The following is a 20,335-nucleotide window of genomic DNA, read 5'->3' on the forward strand; positions in this document are numbered from 1 at the left end:
AGCAGCGCGGGATGCGACGCGGCGCGCGCTGCTCAGTGCTTGGCCAGGAACGACGTGAACGCGGCGGCGTCCGTGACTTTGCCTGCGAACTGCGTCTCGTTCACGAGCACGGTCGGGGTGCCCTGGATCGTGTCGAGCACCTTCTTGTCGTCGACAACGATCGGTCCGGTCTGCGAGTGCGCGGTGTTCGCCTGCGCCCACGCCTGGTACGGGCCGCTCCTGCCGAGGCAGTCCGTGATGTCGGTCAGCCCGTTGTCGGTCGCGAGCTTCGCCAGCTCCTCGTTGGTCAGACCGTTGGAGTTCTCCTCCGGCTGGTTCGCGAACAGTGCCGTGTAGTAGTCCAGCGCGCCATTCGGCTCCTTCACCGCGACGCAGGTGAGCGCCGCGGAGGCGCGCGTCGAGTATCCGGTGCCGTTGGAGGCGCGGTCGAGGAAGGTCAGCGGGTGCAGCCGCAGCGTGATCGTGCCGTCGGAGACCGCCTTCGCCAAGGTCTCCCCGTTGGCCTTCTCGAACTCGCCGCAGATCGGGCACATCGGGTCGAACCAGATGTCGACGTGCTTCGATCCCGTCCCCGTCTGGATGTATCCGCCGTCGAAGTTGACGGCGCCGTCCGTGCCGGTCGGCGCCGTCGCGGTGGCGACAGGAACCGGGGAGCTGCCGCCGACGAGCGAGCATGCCGCCGTCCCGGCCACGAGGGCGAGCGCGATCACGGCAGCGCCGAGTGCGCGCATCCCGTGGCGTCGCACCCCCGACCGCTCCGTCCCCAACTGCCCTGGCCCCGACGTCTCCGGCCCTGGTCGGCCTGTGCCTGGAAGCTCGGTCCCTGGTCGTCGAACGGCGGGGGTGCTGCGCATGTGGTGGTTTTCCCTCGGTTGTTGCGTGGCCTGCGTGGACTACTTGGGCTTGTTCTGGGCGATCTTCGCGAGCAGACCGTTGATGAATCCGGCAGAGTCGTCGGTCGACAGCACGGTCGCCGCCTCGACGGCCTCCGAGATGGCGACGCCGTCCGGCACCTGCTCGTTGAAGAGCAGCTCCCAGACGCCGATGCGGAGGATGGCGCGGTCGACGATCGGCATCCGCGCGAGGGTCCAACCCTGCGCGTACGTCTCGATCTGCTCGTCGATCTCGTCCTGGTTGTCGATGATCCCGTCGAGGATCTCGCGGGCGTACAGCCAGGAGGCTTCGCGCTGCGGCTCGCTGGCCGCGCGCTCCGCCTCGGTGGCGAGTGCCTGGTTCAGCGCGATCTGCCGGACGTCCGCTCCGTAGAGCACGTCCAGAGCACGCTTGCGGGCTTTGGTCCTGGCGCTCATCTAGTCGTTGACGCGGCCGAGGTAGTCGCCGGTGCGCGTGTCGACCTTCACCTTGGTGCCGGTCTCCAGGAACAGCGGGACCTGGATCTGGTAGCCGGTCTCGACGGTCGCCGGCTTGGTGCCGCCGGTGGAACGGTCGCCCTGCAGGCCGGGCTCGGTGTACGTGATCTCCAGCACGACGGAGGCGGGGAGCTCGACGTAAAGCGGCTCGCCCTCGTGCAGTGCGATGGTGACGTTCTGGTTCTCGAGCATGAAGTTGGCTGCGTCACCGACGACGACGCCGGATACGGTGAGCTGGTCGTAGTCGCTGGTGTCCATGAAGACGAAGCTTTCGCCGTCCTGGTACAGGTACTGGTAGTCGCGACGGTCGACGTTGGAGGTCTCGATCTTCGACCCGGCGTTGAAGGTGCGGTCGACGGTCTTGCCGCTGGTGACGTTCTTCAGCTTGGTGCGGACGAACGCGCCGCCCTTGCCCGGCTTGACGTGCTGGAACTCGATCACGGTCCAGAGCTGGCCGTCCATGTTCAGGACGATGCCGTTCTTGATGTCAGCGGTTGTTGCCATGCGTGAGTTCCGTTCGATTATGGGAGAAGATCCGGGTGGATGCGCGCCGGAGCGGTCCACGATGGCCGGCCACGCACGATGGACGCGGCGGCAGCCTCAAGAGATTCTAGTTGTCAGGCGCCGTTTCGGCGAATATGAGCGAGTGCCAGGCGGTATGAGTCGAACCCGAATCCGGCGATCACCCCGCTGGCGACGGCCGAGATCACACTGGTGTGCCGGAACTCCTCGCGGGCGTGCGGGTTGGACAGGTGCACCTCGATGACGGTGCCGCCCGCCTTGGTGACGAGGGAGACCGCATCCCGGAGCGCGTACGAGTAGTGGGTCCAGGCGCCGGCATTGAGGATGACAGGCGCTCCGGAGTCTGCCGCCTCGTACAGCCAGTGCAGGAGCTGTGACTCCTCGTCCGTCTGCCGCAGGTCGATCGTGGTCTCCGGCGCGTCGGACTGCAGGACGGTGCGCAGGTCGTCGAGCGTCCCTGCGCCGTAGACGTCGGGTTCGCGGGTGCCGAGACGACCGAGGTTCGGGCCGTTGAGGACGAGAACGCTGCTCATGTCGAGTCAGCCTACCGGCGCTTCGCCGTCGGCGAGCGGACGCACCCGCACGGCCGACCACGTGTCGTCGACGGCGACGTTGCTGATCGCACGCCACCCGAACGCGCCGGCCTCCCGCATGATCGTGTCACGGGTGACCTCCGAGCGCCCGCCCTTCTCGTACAGGTACCAGACCGCTCGCGCGCCGCCGAGCGACGGAAGGTCGGCAGCGAACCGCGCCAGCAGCTCGCCGCGGTCGTGCACGAACGTGACGGCGACGGAGGGGGCGCCGCCATCGTCTGTCTCGCCGGCTCCGTCCGGCAGCGCCCCGACCAGCCGGCGCTCCTCCCCCGCGTCACCCGAGATCCGTACGCTGTCGCCCTGCTTCACCTGCAGCTTCTGCGCCACGGTCTTCTGGACCGGTGCCTCCGCTGCCACGGTCACGACCCGATCTCTTGGTATGCCGCGAAGAGGAGGCTCTGGTCGGGGCCGGCGAGGACGGTCGGCCTGGCGATGTCGTCGAGCACGATGAAGCGCAGCAGGCTCCCGCGCGCCTTCTTGTCGCGCTGCATGGACGCGAGGAGCGTCTGCCAGCGGCCGAGCGGGTAGCTGACGGGCAGCGTCAGCGACTCCAGGATGCGACGGTGCCTGTCGACGACCTCGTCGCTCAGACGACCGCTCAGCCGTGCGAGCTCCGCTGCGAACATCATGCCGACCGCGACGGCGGCACCGTGCCGCCACTGGTAGCGCTCCGCGTGCTCGATCGCGTGCCCGAGCGTGTGGCCGTAGTTGAGGATCTCGCGCAGACCCTGCTCGGTGAAGTCCTCCCCCACGACCCGTGCCTTGATGCCGATGGAGAGCTCCACGAGACGGCGGAACTCCGGCGTCAGCGGATCGGTCGCCCTGTCGACGTCGCGCTCGATGATGTCGAGGATCTCGGGTTCAGCGATGAAGCCGTACTTCACCACCTCGCCGAACCCGGCAAGAATCTCGTTGCGAGCGAGCGAGGTGAGCGTGTCGAGGTCGCAGATCACCGCGGCAGGCGCGTAGAAAGCTCCGACCAGGTTCTTGCCCTCAGCCGTGTTGATGCCGGTCTTTCCGCCGACGGCCGCGTCGACCATCCCGAGCAGCGTGGTCGGCACCTGCACGAGCCGGACGCCGCGCAGCCAGGTGGCGGCGACGAATCCGGCGAGGTCGGTCACGGCGCCCCCGCCGAAGCCGATGACCGCGTCCGACCTGGTGAAGTCGGCCTGTCCCATCACCTGCCAGCAGAATGCGGCCACTTCGACCCGCTTGGCCGCCTCCGCATCCGGCACCTCGGCCAGCAGCACCTCGTAGCGCCCGACGAGAGACTCGCGCAGGTCCGCCGCGGCCGCCCCGAGCGTGGGCGGGTGGACGATCAGCACCTTGGACACGCCGCTGCCGAGGTACGACGCCAGTTCGGTGCGCAGCCCGCGGCCGACCACCACCGGGTACTGATCCTGGCCGGGGACGATGATCTCGGTGGGCTGGCCTCCCGTTGCGTCGTTCCTGGTCGGCTCGGCCCCCGTCAGCTCGACCCCGGTGGGCTCCGTCTCGTTGGGCTCTGCCTCGTTGGGCTCTGCCTCGTTGGCTGTCATCGCTGTCCTTCCTCGACCCAGGCTGCGATCTCTTCCACGATGGCGTCGATCGGCCTGTTCGATGTGTCTGCCGTGTAGTCGGCGAGTGCTGTGTAGATGTCTGAGCGGGCAGCGACGAGACGTTCCCAGGATTCGACGTCTGTCACCAGGGGCCGCTTGCCGCTGCCGATCCGGGAGGCGATCGCCTCCGGGCTGACCGTGAGGAGCACGACCAGCGCGTCGGCGAGGTCTGCCTGGGTGTCCCTGTCGATCACAGCCCCGCCACCGAGCGAGACGACCCCTGGCTCGCCGAGGGCGGCGGCGACGATCTCACGCTCGATGGCCCGGAAGTGCGGTTCCCCGTGTTCGGCGAAGATCGCGGGAATCGGTCCGTGCGCGGCGACGATGCGCGAGTCCGTGTCGACGAACGGCACTTTGAGACGCGCAGCGAGCCGCTTGCCGAGCCGGGTCTTGCCCGCCGCCGGCGGGCCGATCAGGACGATGGTCACGAGCGCGTGCTCAGGCGTACGGCGCCGAAAGGCGCTCCGTCGCGAGGTTCTGCGGGATGGCATCGAGGTAGCCGCGCAGGTTGCGCGCCGTCTCGGTGACCGAGTCTCCTCCGAACTTCTCCACGACAGCGTTGGCGAGCACGAGGGCGACCATCGCCTCGGCGACCACTCCGGCCGCCGGCACGGCGCAGACGTCCGAGCGCTGGTGGTGCGCTGCCGCGGCCTCGCTGGTGGCGATGTCGATCGTGCGCAGGGCGTGCGGAACGGTCGCGATCGGCTTCATGCCCGCGCGGACGCGCAGCACCGTTCCGGTGCTCATGCCGCCCTCGGTTCCTCCTGCCTTGTCGCTCGTGCGGACGATCTCGCCGTCCTCCGCCACCAGTTCGTCGTGCGCCTCTGAGCCGCGGCGCGTCGTCGTCAGGAAGCCGTCGCCGACCTCGACGCCCTTGATCGCCTGGATGCCCATCAGGGCTGCGGCGAGCTGTGCATCCAGCCTGCGGTCCCAGTGCACGTGCGAGCCGAGACCCGGCGGAAGCCCGTATGCGAGCACCTCGACGACGCCGCCGAGCGTGTCGCCGTCCTTGTGCGCGGCGTCCACCTCCTGCACCATGAGCGCGCTCGTGGCCGCGTCGAAGCAGCGCAGGGGGTCTGCGTCGAGCGCCGCGACGTCGCTCGGCAGCGGAAGCGCGGAGCCCTCCGGCACCCGCACCGGCCCGATGGAAAGTGTGTGGCTGACGAGCGTGATGCCGAGCTCGTTCAGGAACGAGCGGGCGATGGCCCCGAGGGCGACGCGGGCGGCGGTCTCCCTGGCGCTCGCGCGCTCGAGGACGGGACGGGCCTCGTCGAACCCGTACTTCTGCATTCCGACCAGGTCGGCGTGGCCCGGCCGCGGACGGGTGAGCGGCGCACCTCGACCTCCTGCGAGCTTCTCCTCGTCCACCGGCTCCGCGCTCATCACGTCGACCCACTTGGGCCACTCGGTGTTCCCGATGCGCAGCGCGATCGGGCTGCCGAGGCTGAACCCGTGCCGGACGCCGCCGGAGATGTCGAGCGCGTCCTGCTCGAACTTCATGCGCGCACCACGCCCATAACCGAGTTTGCGCCGCGCGAGATCAGCGCGGATGGCGTCGAGGGAGACGGGCACCCCAGCGGGGAGCCCTTCCAGGAGGGCAGTGAGTTCGGGGCCGTGGGATTCCCCGGCCGTGAGCCAACGAAGCATGGTTCGATTCTGGCACAGCGCGCAGGGGCCTCCTGGCCGCGTGACTCCTCCGTGGACAACTCCCGAAGCCCACGGCCTGTGGAGGGATCGGCGGGAGCGTCAGTCCTCGAGCGGCGCGCCGCTCGCGTCGATCCCCACCGCGTCCAGCATCGCGGCGAGCACGGCGTCCTCGCCGTCCAACGGCTGCAGCGGGTCGCCGGAGACGAAGATGCGCACCTGCAGGAGCGCCTGATGCGCCAGCAACGCCAGCCCGGACACCACATGCCCTCCGACGGCGTTCCACGACCGACCGAGCACGCTCGGCCACGGGTCGTACGAAACGTCGAAGAGGACCGCCCTGCGCCGTGTCGAATCGGTGTAGAGCGCATCCGTCGTCACCCCGCCGGGCAGCGTGCTGATGACCAGGTCGGGCACGTCGAGCGACCGGTCGGCCTGGCTCAGCGGCCGGATGCGAACCATCAGTCCGAGCTGGTGGGCGAGCGGCTCCAGCCACACGCTCTTCTCCAGCGAGCGGACGTAGATGTCGACCTTCTCCGCCCCGAGCTCGGCGGCGGCGACCAGCGCGGAGGCTGCCGTCGCTCCTCCGCCCAGGATGTGAACGAAGTGCGCGCTCTCCAGCCCGGCGGCGGAGAGCGCCCGGACGAAGCCAGGCACGTCGGTGTTGAACCCGCGAAGGACGCCGTCGTCGTCGAGAAGCACCGTGTTGGCGCCTCCGGTCTGCTCGGCGACCCTGTCGATCTCGCCGAGCAGCGGGATCACCGACTGCTTGAGCGGCATGGTGAGCGACAGCCCTCGCCACTCAGGACCGCGACCGTCGATGAAGTCGGCCAGTGTCTCGGACGTCACGTCGACGGCCTCATACTCCCAGGTGAGACCGAGACTGTCGTACGCCGCGCGATGCAGAGCGGGCGATTTCGAGTGTTCGATGGGCGAACCGAGGACAGCGAGCTTGCGGGCGACGGCCTTGGCTGCCTTCGGCTTGCTGGCCTTCGACCTGGTCGGCGCGGCCTTCGGCGCGGTCGGCTCGGCAACCTCGTCGGCCGGCTCCTCCAGCTCTGCGGCCTCCTCAGCGGCAGCCACCGCGGCTTCTTCGGCTTCCGCTTCCCGCTCCGCCTCCACGATCGCCGCGATCGAGGCTTCGGCCTCCGCCTCGGAGACTCCGTCCTCCTCCGCGGCTCCGTCTGGCTCGTTCACGCCGCGTGCATCACTCATAGCCGGGGTTGTCCCTCATCCACTGTTGCCACTTCTCCACCGCGGCGTCGTGCTCCTCGACGGTCGTCGAGAAGATGGTCTCGCCTGTCTTCAGATTCCACGTCACGAAGAACATCCACGGGCCGTCCGCCGGGTGGATCGCCGCGTTGATGGCGAGGTCGCCCGGGTTCGAGATCGGTCCGACCGGCAGCCCGGAATGCACGTACGTGTTGTAGGGGTTGCCCGCGTCCGCGCGCTCCGCGTCGGTCGTGGTGACCGTGTGCGTGTTGCCCGTTCCGTATGCGACCGTCGCATCCGACTGCAGGTCCCAGCCCTGAGCGAGCCGGTTCAGGAACACCCTGGACACCTTCGGATAGTCCGGCGCCAGTCCCGCCTCGCGCTGGACGATGGATGCGAGCACCACTGTCTTCCAGCGATCGGCCGGCGCGACCCCGGCTTCGTCGAGCGCCTGGAAGCTGCGATCGACCATCGTCTTGATCGCGTCGTGCGCCGTGATTCCAGGGGTGAACGTGTACGTCGCGGGGAACAGGAAGCCTTCGAGCGTCTTCGCCTCGGCCGGCACACCGTATTCAGCCGGGTTCGCTGCGGCTGCCTGCAGGTCGGCCAGCGGAAGCTTGGTCGCGTCCGCCACGATCGGCAGGATGTCCTTCTCCGCCGTCCCCTCGGGGATCACTGCCGTGTTCTCCATCTTCGACGCAGGGTCCTGCAGCGCGATCAGCGCCGCCTGGGCGCTCATCTGCTTGGCGAGCTTGAACAGGCCAGGCTGGAAGTTCACCTCCGGCTTCTGCCTGAGCAGCAGCGTGTAGAACGCCTCGTAACTCTTCGTCACGCCCTTCTTGGCGAGGTTGTTCGCGATGTCCGAGCCGCTGTCGCCCGACTGGATCGAGAACAGCACCTGCCCTGTGCCGTTGCCGGAGTAGTCGTTGTCGACCGGCGTGATCGCCTGGACGAGTTTCGCGACCTGCGGCTGGAACACGGCGTACGCGCCGCCGATCAGCCCGCCGAAGATCGCCACGATGATGAGCGTCACCCACAGGCCCTTGAGGCTGCGCTTCTTCTTGGGCGGCTCGGAGTGGGACAGGTAGTGCTGCTGCCGCCAGACCAGCGGCGACTCCTTCTGCGCATCGGGGGCGTGCTCGGCCTCCGGCGCGTGGTCCTGCTGTGCCGTCAATTCCTCGAACGTCGCGAACGGGTCGCTCGTCACGGCCTCCTGCGCGCTTTCGGGCGCTGGGCCACGGGCAGCGATGAAGTTCGATCGTCGTGCGCCGACCGTCTCTCGCTCGCGCTCGCCCTCGCTGACGTCTTCGCTGATGTCGTCGAACGCATCCACGTTCTCGCCCTGCTGCGACCGCTGCGAGGCGATGGGACCGGTGATCACGCTGTCGAAGTCGAGCGGCGGCGGCGTTGCCTGGCTCCCACGCGCGCCAGTCTGCGCCGTGTCTCCACCGGAAGCGGCGGCGGCCGCGGCCTCCCTGGCCTTGGCCTCGCGCCTGGTGAGGGGCTGCCTGTTCACCGAGGGGAATGACGGCGGAGCGGGCTGGCCGTCCGGCTGGCTGGTTTCGCCGTGCCCCGGGGTGTGAGGGTTCTGCGACAAACTAGGGTCCAATGTTCGGTTCAACGGGTGTGCCCGGCGGACGGTCTGTAGCGCGCTCCGCGTCGAGGGCGTGCTGCAAAATTATCGTGGCGGCCACCTGATCCACCACCGGACGCGCGCTTTTCGAGTTCTTTCCCGACGCCCGGAGGGCCGAATGCGCCGAGACGGTCGACAGTCGTTCGTCCACCAGCCGAACCGGCACACCCACCTCCGCGACGAGCGCCTCAGCGAATCCGACAGCGTCAGCCGTGGATGCGGTGTGGCCGCCCGAGAGCGCCAAAGGCAAACCGACGATAATCTCGAAAACTCCGAGTTCCGTCACAATCTCGGCGATCCTACGCCGATCCGCAGCATCTTTGGAGCGTTGCACCGTCTCCACCGGTGTCGCGAGCATCCCGTGCAGGTCGGACCGGCTCACGCCGATCCTGACCTTTCCGACGTCGATGCCGAGGCGGACTCCTGAGCGCACGGCGCCCTAGCCGCCGATCGCCGACGTCACCGCGCTGAGCGCTGCCGGGATGGCGTCGACGTTCGTGCCTCCACCCTGTGCGAGGTCCGGCTTGCCGCCCCCGCCTCCGCCGAGTACACCGGACGCGGTCTTCGCCAGTGCCCCGGCGTTGACGCCGGCATCCCGCGCGCCCTGGTTGGTGGCGACGATCACGACCGGCTTGTCGCCCGCACGCGCCGCGAGGGCGACGACGGCAGGGTCGGAGCCGAGACGTTCGCGAACGGTGGTCGCCAGCAGGCGCAGGTCGTCCGCCGAGTTCAGCGTGCCGGCGTCGCTCGCGACGACCGTCACCGATCCGTGACGGGACGCGGATTCCAGCAGCGCAGGCACCTTGTCGAGCACAGCGCGAGCCTCGAACGCGGCGATGCGCTTCTCCGCCGCCTTCAGGTTGTTGAGCAGGTCCGCGATCTTCTCCGGAAGCTGCTCGCGCGGGGTCTTGAGCGACCCGGAGAGCTGGGACACGATCGTGCGCTCGACCGCGAGGTCGCGGAACGCCTCGAGGCCGACGAGCGACTCGACGCGGCGGTTCGTCGATCCGACGGACGACTCGCTCACCAGGTTGATCATGCCGATCTCGGCGCTCGATGCCACGTGCGTTCCCGCGCACAGCTCGCGCGACCACGGGCCGCCGATGTCGACGACGCGCACCGTCTCGCCGTACTTCTCGCCGAACAGCGCCATTGCGCCGAGCGCCTTGGCCTCGGCCAGCGGCAGCTCGCGCGTCGTCACCTGCAGGTTGTCGCGGATCGCATTGTTCGAGATCTCCTCAATCTCGGTGCGGGTCTCCGGCGACAGCGCCTGATTCCAGGAGAAGTCGAGGCGAAGGTAGCCCGCCTTGTTGAACGAGCCGGACTGGTGGGCATTGGAGCCGAGCACCTGACGCAGAGCCGCGTGGATGATGTGCGTGCCGGAGTGCGCCTGGCGCGCTCCGCGGCGGTAGTCCTTGTCGACCAGCGAGGTCGCGGGCGAGCCGACGCCCGCTTCACCGCTGCGCACGAAGACCTTGTGACTGATCAGCCCCTTCACCGGCTTCTGGACGTCAAGCACCTCGAGCTCGTAACCGGGGCCGACGATCAATCCGGCGTCGGCGTCCTGGCCGCCTGACTCCGCGTACAGCGCCGTCGCCCCGAGGATGACCTCCGCGATCTGCCCCTCGGTCGCCTTGTTCACCGAAGCGCCATCGACGATCAGGCCCAGGATGCTCGACTCGGTCTCCAGCTCGGTGTACCCGGTGAAGACGGTCTCGCCCTGCGACCGGAACGCGCTGTAGACGGAGAGGTCGGCCAGCGCCGTCTTCTTCGCCTTCGCATCCGCCTTCGCGCGGGAGCGCTGGTCGGCCATCAGGCTGTCGAACGCCGTGCGGTCGACGCTGAGGCCGGCCTCCTCCGCCATCTCCAGCGTGAGGTCGATCGGGAAGCCGTACGTGTCGTGCAGCAGGAACGCCGTGTCTCCCGCGAGCTGGTCCTTCCCTGCACGCTGCGTGTTCGCCACAGCGGTGTCCAGGATGCTCGTGCCGGCGACCAGGGTGCGGAGGAACGTCTCCTCCTCCGCGTACGCGAGCTGCGCAATGCGCGCGAAGTCCGCATCCACTTCCGGGTATGCGGCCTTCATCGCGTCCCGCGACACGGGGAACAGCTCGGGAAAGGTCGCCCTCTCCACGCCGAGCAGGCGCATCGCGCGCACCGTTCGGCGCAGCAGGCGGCGCAGGATGTATCCGCGGCCCTCGTTCGACGGCGTCACGCCGTCCGACATCAGCATGAGCGCGCTGCGGACGTGGTCGGCGATCACGCGCAGGCGGACGTCGTCGTCGTGGACAGCGCCGTACTCCTTGCCTGCGAGCTCGGCAGCGCGGTCGAGCACAGGGCGCACCTGGTCGATCTCGTACATGTTCTCGACGCCCTGCTTGAGGAACGCGACACGCTCGAGCCCCATGCCGGTGTCGATGTTCTTCTTGGGCAGGTCGCCGAGGATCTCGAAGTCGGCCTTGCCCGTGCCCTCTCCGCGCAGGTACTGCATGAAGACGAGGTTCCAGATCTCCACGTAGCGGTCGTCGTCGGTGGCTGGACCGCCGTCGATCCCGTACGCGGGGCCGCGGTCGAAGAAGATCTCCGAGCACGGCCCAGCAGGACCAGGCTGACCGGTCGACCAGTAGTTGGTGTCCCTGCCGAGACCCTGAATGCGCTCATCCGGGAGCTGCGCGACGCGCTTCCAGATCTCCCGCGCCTCGTCGTCCTCCTCGTACACGGTGACCCACAGGTCCTTCGGGTCGAAGCCGAGACCGCCGTCGGACTCCGGCGTCGTCAGGAGCTCCCAGGCGAACGTGATCGCCTGCTCCTTGAAATAGTCGCCGAAGGAGAAGTTGCCGCACATCTGGAAGAACGTTCCGTGGCGAGGGGTCTTGCCGACCTCCTCGATGTCCAGCGTCCTGATGCATTTCTGCACGCTCGTGGCGCGCGGGAACGGCGCGGGAACGAGGCCGGTGAGATACGGCACGAACGGGACCATTCCGGCCACCGTGAACAGCAGCGACGGGTCGTCGCTGACGAGGGAGGCGGACGGGACGACGGTGTGACCGCGCGTGGCGAAGAAGTCGAGCCAGCGGCGGTGGATTTCAGCAGTCTGCATGGTTTCCGAGCGGTAGAGAGCGGTAAGTCGGTGAGAGAGGGATCAGTCGCCGTCGATGGCGGAGCGGATCTCCGCCTCGCGCTGGCGGTAGCCATCCGAGACGGCCTCGCCGAAGTCGCGCGCCTTCTTGTCGATGCTGCTGAAGAACTGACGCCCCTGCGGGGTCTCGTTCACCTTGTGCGCGACGACGAACCCGATCGCGACGCCGACGACGAGCCACAGAAAACTCTTCATGTCCTGATTCTCCCTCGATGGATACGACGCGGGCGCCGACGAGCTGCCGCCGGTCTCCCGCGCGCCTCGGTCAGTTTAGTCGGTGGTCGTGCGGGAACGTCGAGAGCCCCGCGTCCAGCCGAAGGCGGCACGGACCGCCGCGCTGAAGCCAGCGAGCTTGACGAGCGGGCCGCCCACCGTCGCGGCGAACAGCGAGACGAGGGCGGAGACGTTGCCCGTCACATCCGCGACGTTCCTGGTGATGACGTCCACACGCGCCAGCTGCTTGTTGGTCTCGTGGATGGTCGTGGCCGTCTCGTCGAGGATCGGCGTGATGCCGTCGCTCGCCTCTTTGATCGCATCCCTGGTCTGGTCGAGCACGCGCCCGAACTTCAGCAGAGGGACCGCGATGAATCCGACGAGCACCGCGAAGACGCCCGCCGCGATCAGTCCTGCGATATCGCCACCTGACACGAGGCCACCTTCCATTCCGTCAACGGCATACAGCACAAGCGTAAACCCCGTGGAGGGCGCGATGGGCTCCCTGGGCGAAAACGACGGAAGGGGCCGTGGCTGATGCCACGACCCCTTCCGTTCTGAGCGCTGTGCTTAGCGAGCCGCGTAGTACTCGACGACGAGCTGGACTTCACACGTCACCGGAACCTCGGCACGCTTCGGGCGACGCACGAGGCGCGCCTGCAGCCTGTCGAGTTCGACCTCGAGGTAGCCAGGGGTCTTCGGCAGGACGTCGACGTGTCCGCCGGCGGCCGCGACCTGGAACTGCTCCGTGCCCTCCGAGCGAGCCTTGACGTGGATCAGCTGACCCGGCTTCACGCGGAACGAGGGACGGTCGACGATCTGGCCGTCGACGAGGATGTGGCGGTGAACCACGAACTGACGAGCCTGCGCGGTCGTGCGGGCGAAGCCTGCGCGGAGCACGAGGGCGTCGAGACGCATCTCGAGGAGCTCGACCAGGTTCTCACCGGTCAGGCCCTGGGTGCGACGAGCTTCTTCGAACGCGATGCGCAGCTGCTTCTCGCGGATGCCGTACTGGGCGCGCAGACGCTGCTTCTCGCGAAGACGAACGGCGTAGTCCGAGTCGGCCTTGCGCTTGGTGCGGCCGTGCTCGCCGGGGGCGTACGGGCGCTTCTCAAGGTACTTCGCCGCCTTCGGGGTCAGGGCGATGCCCAGCGACCGCGAGAGGCGGGTCTTGCTACGGGTACGTGACTTGGTAGACACGATGTCCTTTCGGTTGTCTCTCTAACAATGAACGCAGGCACACATGTTCGTCCTGCAAAAGTAGAGGGATGTGCCGGGGAGGCCCGGCTACAGGGCCTGTCCCTTCGAAGACGTTGCTCGACGCAGCCGCACGCGAACACGCTTCTAGGCCAGAGAAGTCTAGCAGATCGCGCAGTCAGCGTCCGCGCACGATCCGGCGCAGCTTCGCGAGGCGCGCGGAGACGTCGCGCTCGTTTCCGTGTTCGGTCGGTGTGTAGTACGTCGCGTCCCTGAGTTCGTCCGGCAGATACTGCTGCTGCAGCACGCCGAGCGCGTCGTCGTGCGGGTACTGGTACCCCTTTCCGTGGCCGAGCCGCTTGGCGCCAGGGTAGTGCGCATCGCGCAGGTGCTTGGGCACGCGCCCGATGCGACCGGCGCGCACATCGGCGATCGCCGCATCCAGGGCCATGTACGCGGCGTTGGACTTCGGAGCCGTCGCCAGGTGCACCACGGCCTGTGCCAACGGGATGCGTCCCTCCGGCATCCCGATGAGCTGCACGGCGTCCGCGGCGGCCACCGCGACGACGAGCGCCTGAGGGTCGGCGAGCCCGATGTCCTCCGAGGCGAGGATGATGATGCGCCGCGCGATGAAGCGAGGGTCCTCCCCTGCTTCGATCATGCGGGCGAGGTAGTGCAGCGACGCATCCACGTCGGAGCCGCGCACCGACTTGATGAACGCGCTGATCACGTCGTAGTGCTCGTCGCCGTTGCGGTCGTAGCGCAGCAGCGCCCTGTCGACCGCCTGCGCCACGAGCTCGGCCGTGATGACGGGCTTCTTCTTCGACGTCGCCCGTGTGGACGACGCCGCGCTCACCGATGCGGCTTCGAGCGCGGTGAGCGCTCGTCGCGCATCCCCCGATGCCAACCGGACGATCGCCGCTCTGGCCTCCTGGTCGAGCGTGTACTGGCCGGCGAGCCCTCTGTCGTCTGCGACGGCCCTGTCGACCACTGTGCCGAGGTCGTCGTCGCTGAGCGTCTCCAGGGTGAGCAGCAGCGACCTGGACAGCAGCGGAGAGATGACGGAGAACGACGGGTTCTCCGTGGTGGCGGCGACGAGGATCACCCAGCCGTTCTCCACCCCGGGCAGCAGGGCGTCCTGCTGCGCCTTGGTGAAGCGGTGGATCTCGTCGAGGAAGAGGACGGTGGACACCCCGTACAGGTCGCGCGTGGAGAGCGCCTCATCCATCACCAGCCGCACGTCCTTGACTCCGGCGGTGACCGCGGACAGTTCCACGAACCGTCGACCCGAGGAGTGCGCGATGGCCTGGGCCAGCGTGGTCTTGCCCGTTCCAGGGGGACCCCAGAGGATGACGGAGACCGACCCGGTCTCCCCGCTCTTGTCCGACGCGAGGCTCACCAGCGGCGAGCCAGGCCGGAGCAGATGCTTCTGGCCGGCGACTTCGTCGAGCGACTTCGGCCTCATCCGCACAGCGAGAGGCGTCGCTCCCGTACGGAGCCCAGGTTGCACGTCGACCACCTGACAAGGCTAGTCGCTCCCACTGACACTCGCGCCGCCAGCACGGCCTGCGGATGCGCCCCGTCCAGCACCCGAACCTGAGAGTCACGACTTTGCCGCTCATAGGCGGGTCCAATAGGGTTCATCCTGATCCTCGGGCGTTGCGCGACGGGTCGGGATTTTGCACGACGGCGCGCTCCGGAGGACACACGTGGCACCTAACAAGCAGAACGATCGCGAAGCCAGGCAGGCGCGGGAACGACTCCGCGCGTACCAGGCGCGTCAGACCGTGCACGAGAAGAAGACGAAGCGGCGCGTCAGGGACAACTGGATCGCCGGCGTGGCCGTGCTGATCGTCGTGGTACTCGCCATCGGCACGCAGCTCCTCTTCTTCGCGAAGCCGGGGACGCCGACGGCCTCGGGGTCTCCATCGCCGTCGCCGTCCGCGTCGTCCGCTGCTCTCGCGCTTCCGCCCGAGACCCTCGCAGAGGACCGCACCTGGACGGGCACGCTGACGATCAACGACATCGCGCTCGGCGTCGACCTCGACGGCGCGAAGGCTCCGCAGGCCGTCTCGTCCACGATCGCGCTCACGCAGAAGGGCTTCTACGACGGCCTCACCTGCCACAGGCTCACCAACGGCGGCTTCTACGTGCTGCAGTGCGGCGACCCTGCCGGCGACGGCAGCGGCGGACCCGGGTACTCATACGGCCCGATCGAGAACGCACCGAAGGACAACGTCTACCCGGCCGGCACGATCGCGATGGCCAGGCAGAGCAACAACGCGAGCAGCCAAGGCAGCCAGTTCTTCATCGTCTACAAGGACACGACGATCGGCGCGGACTCGGCCGGCGGATACACCGTCATCGGAAAGGTCACCAGCGGCCTCGACAAGCTGATCTCCGAGGTTGCGGACAAGGGCGTCTCCGGCGGTGGCACGGACGGCAAGCCTGCTGTCGCGACGAAGATCGACACCTTCACCGTCAAGTGACGCACGAGGTCGCGCTGACGGCTGCACGCCGCGCGCTCGTGCAATAGGCTAATTCGCAACCGTGGGGCGTTCTGCGCCCGCACCGTACATCAGCAAGGTGAGGCTCTTGGCTACAACTGATCAGCAACCGTGGGGTCGTGTCGATGAGACCGGCACCGTCTTCGTCCGCGAAGGCGACGGCGAGAGGGCCGTCGGCCAATACCCTGACGGAACTCCGGAAGAGGCGCTCGCGTACTTCGAGCGCAAGTTCACCGATCTCGCCGGTCAGGTGACGCTGCTCGAGCAGCGCGCGCGCCGGGGAGCACCTGCCTCCGACATCGCCAAGGCAGTCGCCACTCTGCGCAACACCCTCGACGGAGCGAACGCCGTCGGAGATCTCGCGTCGCTCGCCACTCGGCTGGATGCGCTCGGGGGCACCGTCGAAGAGCTCACCGAGCAGCAGAGCGCCGAGGCGAAGGCCGCCGTCGAGCAGGCCGTCGCGGAGCGCACGGCCATCGTCGAGGAGGCAGAGGCCCTCGCGGCCGAAGACCCTGCGCGCACCCAGTGGAAGCAGACCACCGCGGCACTCGACGCGCTGTTCGCCCGCTGGCAGAGCCACCAGCACGACGGCCCGCGCATCCCCAAGAACGAGGCCAACGAGCTGTGGAAGCGTTTCCGCGCCGCACGGTCCACCATCGAGCACAACCGCAAGGCGTTCTTCGCAGACCTGGACAACCAGCACCGCGACGTGCGCACCCGCAAGACCGCGCTGATCGAACAGGCAGAGGCCCTCATCCCGCGCGGTGCGGACGGCGTGCCGGAGTACCGGCAGTTGCTGGACCAGTGGAAGCTGGCCGGTCGCGCAGGCAAGCGCAACGACGACGCCCTGTGGGCGCGCTTCAAGGCGGCGGGCGACGCGATCTACTCAGCCAAGGCGGAGGTGGATGCGCGCGACAACGTCGAGTACGAGGCCAACCTCGAGCTCAAACTCGCCCTTCTCGAGGAGGCGGAGCCGCTGCTGAAGGCCACCAACCGCGAGTCAGCCCGCAACGCGCTGCTCTCCATCCAGCAGCGCTGGGACGAGATCGGGCGGGTCCCGCGCGAGCAGGTGCGGCCGATCGAAGACCGCCTCCGCAAGGTCGAAGCAGCCGTCCGCAAGCTGGACGAGGAGCACTGGGAGCGCAACAACCCGGAGAAGAAAGCTCGCACGGAGGGTCTGGCCAGCCAGCTCAACGCGGCCATCGCCAAGCTGGAGCAGGAGCTCGACGATGCCAAGGCGAGCGGAGACGCCCGCAAGGTCAAAGAGGCCCAGGAAGCCCTCGACGCACGCAAGATCTGGCTCGACGCGCTGCAGTGACGCGCGTGCTGCCATCGACGTAGCAGGTTCTCCACAGGGCCGCCGGATCTCCACAGATCCGGCGGCCCTGTTCTTTCCCGCTGCAGCCCGCCGCAAGGTGGATGCATGACAGCACTCCTCCCCCGCCTCTTCCGGCCCGATGTCCTCCCCCTCGCCGAGCTCATGGCGCTGTGCCTGGACGGCCAGCTCTATCGCGTCGGCGACTCGTTCGCCACACTGGACACCCCGGACTCCGCGGCTCTCCGCGCTGCCGCCTTCGCCTCGTCAGCGCCCTCGCACGTGATCGCCGACCGGGGAACGGCCGCGTGGATCCACGGCGCGCGTGCGGCCCCGTCGCACCGCCCCCAGGTGTGCGTCGACGCGCGCAGCCGCGGCGGCCGCATCCCGCCGGAGTTTGACGGCAGGCAGACCACGCTCTCCCGCGGTGACGTTCAGCTGATCGACGAGGCCAGAGTGACCTCACCAGCCCGAACAGCGCTCGACCTGCTCTGCGTCGACGGGCGTTTCTCCCCCGACGCGGCCGCTCAGGTGCTCTACCTGCTCGATCGCGCGGGCGTACCGGTGTCGTCCATCAAGTCCAGGATGCGCGGATCGTCCCGCACGAACGCCAGACGCTACCTGGCGAGAGCCGACCAGCTCAGTGCCAGAGCGCGCAGCGTACTCCGTCCGTTTTCCGGCCCAACGCGCAGCCGGCGCTGACTCAGCCGGCGCTGACTCAGCCGGCGCTGACCCGATACACGTCGTACACGGCGTCGATGCGCCGCACAGCGTTCAGCACGCGGTCGAGGTGGGTGGTGTCGCCCATCTCGAACACGAACCTGCTGAGTGCCAGGCGGTTGCTCGACGTCGTCACGGTGGCAGAAAGGATGTTCACATGATGCTCGGACAGCACGCGCGTCACATCGGAGAGCAGGCCGGACCGGTCGAGCGCCTCCACCTGGATCTGAACGAGGAACACGCTCTTCGAGCTCGGCGCCCACTCCACATCGATCATGCGGTCCGGCTCCTGCATCAACGACTGCACGTTGTGACAGTTCGACTGGTGCACGGAGACTCCGGCTCCCCTGGTGATGAATCCGACGATGGGGTCGCCCGGCACCGGCGTGCAGCACTTCGCGAGCTTGACCAGGATGTCGGGCGCGCCCCGCACGAGCACACCGGAATCACTGTCGCGGAGCTTCCGCGAACGGCCCTTGACCGGCAGGTCGATGTCACCGGCGTCGGACTCCGCCTCCGTCTGCACCGAGGCGACGATCTTCTCGATCACCGACTGGGTGGAGACGTGTCCCTCGCCGACGGCCGCGTAGAGCGCGGAGACGTCGTCATATTTGAGCAGCGACGCCACTTCGCTCAGCGAGTCCTGCGACATCAGCTTCTGCAGCGGCAGGTTCTGCTTGCGCATCGCGCGCGCGATCGCGTCCTTGCCCTGCTCGATCGCCTCGTCGCGGCGCTCCTTGGTGAACCACTGGCGGATCTTGTTGCGCGCCCTCGGGCTCTTGACGAAGTTGAGCCAGTCCTGGCTGGGGCCGGAGTCGGGGTTCTTCGAGGTGAAGACCTCGACCACGTCACCGGTCGTCAGCGTGCTCTCCAGCGGCACCAGGCGTCCGTTGACCTTCGCGCCCATGGTGCGGTGGCCGACCTCGGTGTGCACGGCGTACGCGAAGTCCACAGGCGTCGCGCCTGCGGGAAGGCCGATCACCCGGCCCTTCGGCGTGAAGACGTAGACCTCCTTGGCCCCGATCTCGAAGCGCAGGGAGTCGAGGAATTCGCTCGGGTCCGCGGTCTCCGCCTGCCAGTCCGAGATGTGCGCCAGCCAGGCCAGGTCGGTGTCGGAACGCGCCGGACCGCCGGCGCTCTTCCCTGTGGTCTGCTCCTTGTACTTCCAGTGCGCTGCGACACCCAGCTCGGCGCGCTGGTGCATCTCCTCCGTGCGGATCTGGATCTCCACGGGGCGCCCCTCCGGCCCGACCACCGTGGTGTGCAGCGACTGGTAGAGATTGAACTTGGGGGTGGCGATGTAGTCCTTGAACCGCCCGGGCATCGGGGTCCACCTGGCGTGGATCTGGCCGAGCACGGCGTAGCAGTCGCGCACGGAGTTGACCAGGATGCGTATGCCGACGAGGTCGTAGATCTCGTCGAACTCGCGGCCGCGCACGACCATCTTCTGGTAGATCGAGTAGTACTGCTTCGGCCGGCCGACCACCTTGCCGCGGATCTTCGCTGCCTTGAGGTCGTCGTTGATCGCGTCGATGACCTGCTGCACCAGGCGCTCGCGCTCCGGGGTGCGCTGGCGTACCAGGCTCTCGATCTCTGCGTACAGCTTGGGGTAGAGCACGGCGAACGACAGATCCTCGAGCTCCCACTTGATCGTCTGGATGCCGAGGCGATGCGCGAGCGGTGCGTAGATCTCCAGCGTCTCCGTGGCCTTGCGCGTGGCGGAGGCCGCCGGCACGAACCCCCAGGTGCGCGCGTTGTGGAGACGGTCGGCGAGCTTGATGATGAGCACGCGGATGTCCTTGGACATCGCGACGATCATCTTGCGCACGGTCTCCGCCTGGGCGCTGTCTCCGTACTTGACCTTGTCGAGCTTGGTGACACCGTCCACCAGCATGGCGATCTCGTCGCCGAAGGCGTCGCGCAGCTCGTCGAGGGTGTACTCGGTGTCCTCCACCGTGTCGTGCAGGAGCGCGGCGGCGATGGTCTTCGCACCGATGCCGAGGTCGGCGAGAATCTGCGCGACGGCCACGGGATGCGTGATGTACGGCTCCCCCGACCGGCGCTTCTGCCCGGAGTGGGCGCGCTCGGCGACCGCGTACGCGCGCTCGATCAGCGAGAGGTCAGCCTTCGGGTGGTGCAGACGCACCGTGCGGATCAGGGTGTCGACGGCTCCGGCCGGCTGAGCGCGGGAGAAGATGCGCGGAACGAGTCGGCGCAGCGAAGCGGCCTGTGGTGTCGAAGTATCAACCATGTGCACGCCTCCTGTCGTCCATTATCGCCGTCATCGCGCCCCGCTCTGACACAGGGCCGATTCCCGCGGTCAGGCGACCGCCCCCGGCGAGCCGTCGTCGCGCACGACGGGCGCTCCGCTGGCCTGCCAGGCGAACATCCCGCCGGCGACGTTGGCCGTCGGATAGTCGGCACGGTTCAACGTGTCCGTCACGAGTCGCGAGCGACCTCCAGAGAGGCAGACCACGAGGATCTGCTGATCTTCCGGCAGCTCGTGCTGGCGCGACTCGATCTCGTACAGCGGGATGTGGTGAGCGGCGGGCGCGTGCCCGGCCTCCCACTCGTGCGCCTCGCGGACGTCGAGCAGCCAGGCCGAACCCGACTCGACGAGCTCGTGCGCGCGCGCGGCGCTCACCTCGTCTTCCGACAGATAAGAACCGCTCACG

At 68.2% G+C, this 20,335-nt stretch carries 21 protein-coding genes; 3 read left to right on the plus strand and 18 right to left on the minus strand.

The genetic code is table 11. The features are described from left to right. Positions 1-32: 32 nt before the first annotated feature. The 16 genes from ACIRCZ_RS04875 to ACIRCZ_RS04950 all read right to left on the minus strand — a co-directional run bounded on the left by ACIRCZ_RS04875 (position 33) and on the right by ACIRCZ_RS04950 (position 14,637). A complete protein-coding gene (locus tag ACIRCZ_RS04875; RefSeq protein ID WP_402850234.1) occupies positions 33-854 on the minus strand; it encodes a DsbA family protein in 822 nt (273 codons plus the stop codon). Positions 855-893: 39 nt separating this feature from the next. Beyond that, positions 894-1,310, minus strand: a complete 417-nt coding sequence (gene nusB / locus ACIRCZ_RS04880) for a transcription antitermination factor NusB (RefSeq protein ID WP_055894151.1) — start codon at positions 1,308-1,310, stop codon at positions 894-896. Then, positions 1,311-1,874, minus strand: a complete 564-nt coding sequence (efp, locus tag ACIRCZ_RS04885) for an elongation factor P (protein WP_055894153.1) — start codon at positions 1,872-1,874, stop codon at positions 1,311-1,313. 113 nt (positions 1,875-1,987) lie between these two features. After that, positions 1,988-2,425, minus strand: coding sequence for a type II 3-dehydroquinate dehydratase (locus tag ACIRCZ_RS04890; RefSeq protein WP_402850239.1), 438 nt, complete (start codon positions 2,423-2,425; stop codon positions 1,988-1,990). A 6-nt stretch (positions 2,426-2,431) separates the two neighbouring features. Then, positions 2,432-2,848 (minus strand): hypothetical protein, encoded by a 417-nt coding sequence (locus tag ACIRCZ_RS04895; RefSeq protein ID WP_402850242.1) that lies wholly within the window; start codon positions 2,846-2,848, stop codon positions 2,432-2,434. Next, on the minus strand, positions 2,845-4,023 hold the full coding sequence (gene aroB / locus ACIRCZ_RS04900) for a 3-dehydroquinate synthase (RefSeq protein ID WP_402850244.1): 1,179 nt from the start codon (positions 4,021-4,023) through the stop codon (positions 2,845-2,847). The genes ACIRCZ_RS04895 and aroB overlap by 4 nt, the downstream gene beginning before the upstream one ends. Then, complete coding sequence (locus ACIRCZ_RS04905) at positions 4,020-4,511, minus strand: shikimate kinase (protein WP_402850247.1); 492 nt, start codon at positions 4,509-4,511, stop codon at positions 4,020-4,022. The genes aroB and ACIRCZ_RS04905 overlap by 4 nt, the downstream gene beginning before the upstream one ends. 10 nt (positions 4,512-4,521) lie before the next feature. Next, positions 4,522-5,730: a chorismate synthase gene (gene aroC / locus ACIRCZ_RS04910; RefSeq protein ID WP_055894159.1), complete on the minus strand. Its 1,209-nt coding sequence runs from the start codon at positions 5,728-5,730 to the stop codon at positions 4,522-4,524. A 99-nt stretch (positions 5,731-5,829) separates the two neighbouring features. Beyond that, the gene (locus ACIRCZ_RS04915) at positions 5,830-6,942 is read right to left on the minus strand and encodes a shikimate dehydrogenase (protein WP_402850252.1); all 1,113 of its coding nucleotides are present in this window, start codon (positions 6,940-6,942) and stop codon (positions 5,830-5,832) included. Next, positions 6,935-8,455, minus strand: coding sequence for an endolytic transglycosylase MltG (gene mltG / locus ACIRCZ_RS04920; RefSeq protein ID WP_402850255.1), 1,521 nt, complete (start codon positions 8,453-8,455; stop codon positions 6,935-6,937). Before mltG ends, ACIRCZ_RS04915 begins: the two co-directional genes overlap by 8 nt. A gap of 82 nt (positions 8,456-8,537) precedes the next feature. After that, positions 8,538-9,005 (minus strand): Holliday junction resolvase RuvX, encoded by a 468-nt coding sequence (ruvX, locus tag ACIRCZ_RS04925; RefSeq protein ID WP_055894164.1) that lies wholly within the window; start codon positions 9,003-9,005, stop codon positions 8,538-8,540. Between the two features lie 6 nt (positions 9,006-9,011). Continuing rightward, complete coding sequence (gene alaS, locus ACIRCZ_RS04930; protein ID WP_402850259.1) at positions 9,012-11,669, minus strand: alanine--tRNA ligase; 2,658 nt, start codon at positions 11,667-11,669, stop codon at positions 9,012-9,014. A 42-nt stretch (positions 11,670-11,711) separates the two neighbouring features. Continuing rightward, the gene (locus tag ACIRCZ_RS04935) at positions 11,712-11,903 is read right to left on the minus strand and encodes a hypothetical protein (RefSeq protein ID WP_055894169.1); all 192 of its coding nucleotides are present in this window, start codon (positions 11,901-11,903) and stop codon (positions 11,712-11,714) included. A 75-nt stretch (positions 11,904-11,978) separates the two neighbouring features. Further along, a complete protein-coding gene (locus ACIRCZ_RS04940) occupies positions 11,979-12,356 on the minus strand; it encodes a DUF948 domain-containing protein (protein ID WP_402850264.1) in 378 nt (125 codons plus the stop codon). Positions 12,357-12,491: 135 nt separating this feature from the next. Beyond that, on the minus strand, positions 12,492-13,121 hold the full coding sequence (gene rpsD, locus ACIRCZ_RS04945; RefSeq protein ID WP_402850267.1) for a 30S ribosomal protein S4: 630 nt from the start codon (positions 13,119-13,121) through the stop codon (positions 12,492-12,494). 175 nt (positions 13,122-13,296) lie between these two features. Further along, on the minus strand, positions 13,297-14,637 hold the full coding sequence (locus ACIRCZ_RS04950) for a replication-associated recombination protein A (protein WP_082581335.1): 1,341 nt from the start codon (positions 14,635-14,637) through the stop codon (positions 13,297-13,299). Between the two features lie 190 nt (positions 14,638-14,827). On the opposite strand from ACIRCZ_RS04950, the gene ACIRCZ_RS04955 reads away from it, so the two are divergent. The 3 genes from ACIRCZ_RS04955 to ACIRCZ_RS04965 all read left to right on the plus strand — a co-directional run bounded on the left by ACIRCZ_RS04955 (position 14,828) and on the right by ACIRCZ_RS04965 (position 17,642). Continuing rightward, complete coding sequence (locus tag ACIRCZ_RS04955; protein ID WP_402850271.1) at positions 14,828-15,607, plus strand: peptidylprolyl isomerase; 780 nt, start codon at positions 14,828-14,830, stop codon at positions 15,605-15,607. 106 nt (positions 15,608-15,713) lie between these two features. Continuing rightward, a complete protein-coding gene (locus tag ACIRCZ_RS04960; protein ID WP_402850274.1) occupies positions 15,714-16,943 on the plus strand; it encodes a DUF349 domain-containing protein in 1,230 nt (409 codons plus the stop codon). Positions 16,944-17,048: 105 nt separating this feature from the next. After that, complete coding sequence (locus ACIRCZ_RS04965) at positions 17,049-17,642, plus strand: hypothetical protein (RefSeq protein WP_402850277.1); 594 nt, start codon at positions 17,049-17,051, stop codon at positions 17,640-17,642. Positions 17,643-17,658: 16 nt separating this feature from the next. Here the strand turns inward: ACIRCZ_RS04965 and ACIRCZ_RS04970 are convergent, their stop codons facing one another. Both ACIRCZ_RS04970 and ACIRCZ_RS04975 read right to left on the minus strand, forming a co-directional pair. After that, on the minus strand, positions 17,659-19,911 hold the full coding sequence (locus tag ACIRCZ_RS04970; protein ID WP_402850279.1) for a RelA/SpoT family protein: 2,253 nt from the start codon (positions 19,909-19,911) through the stop codon (positions 17,659-17,661). 69 nt (positions 19,912-19,980) lie between these two features. Continuing rightward, positions 19,981-20,334, minus strand: coding sequence for a rhodanese-like domain-containing protein (locus tag ACIRCZ_RS04975; RefSeq protein ID WP_402850282.1), 354 nt, complete (start codon positions 20,332-20,334; stop codon positions 19,981-19,983). Position 20,335: the final 1 nt, after the last annotated feature.

The organism is Leifsonia sp. NPDC102414, assembly GCF_044765685.1.
Lineage (GTDB): Bacteria > Actinomycetota > Actinomycetes > Actinomycetales > Microbacteriaceae > Leifsonia.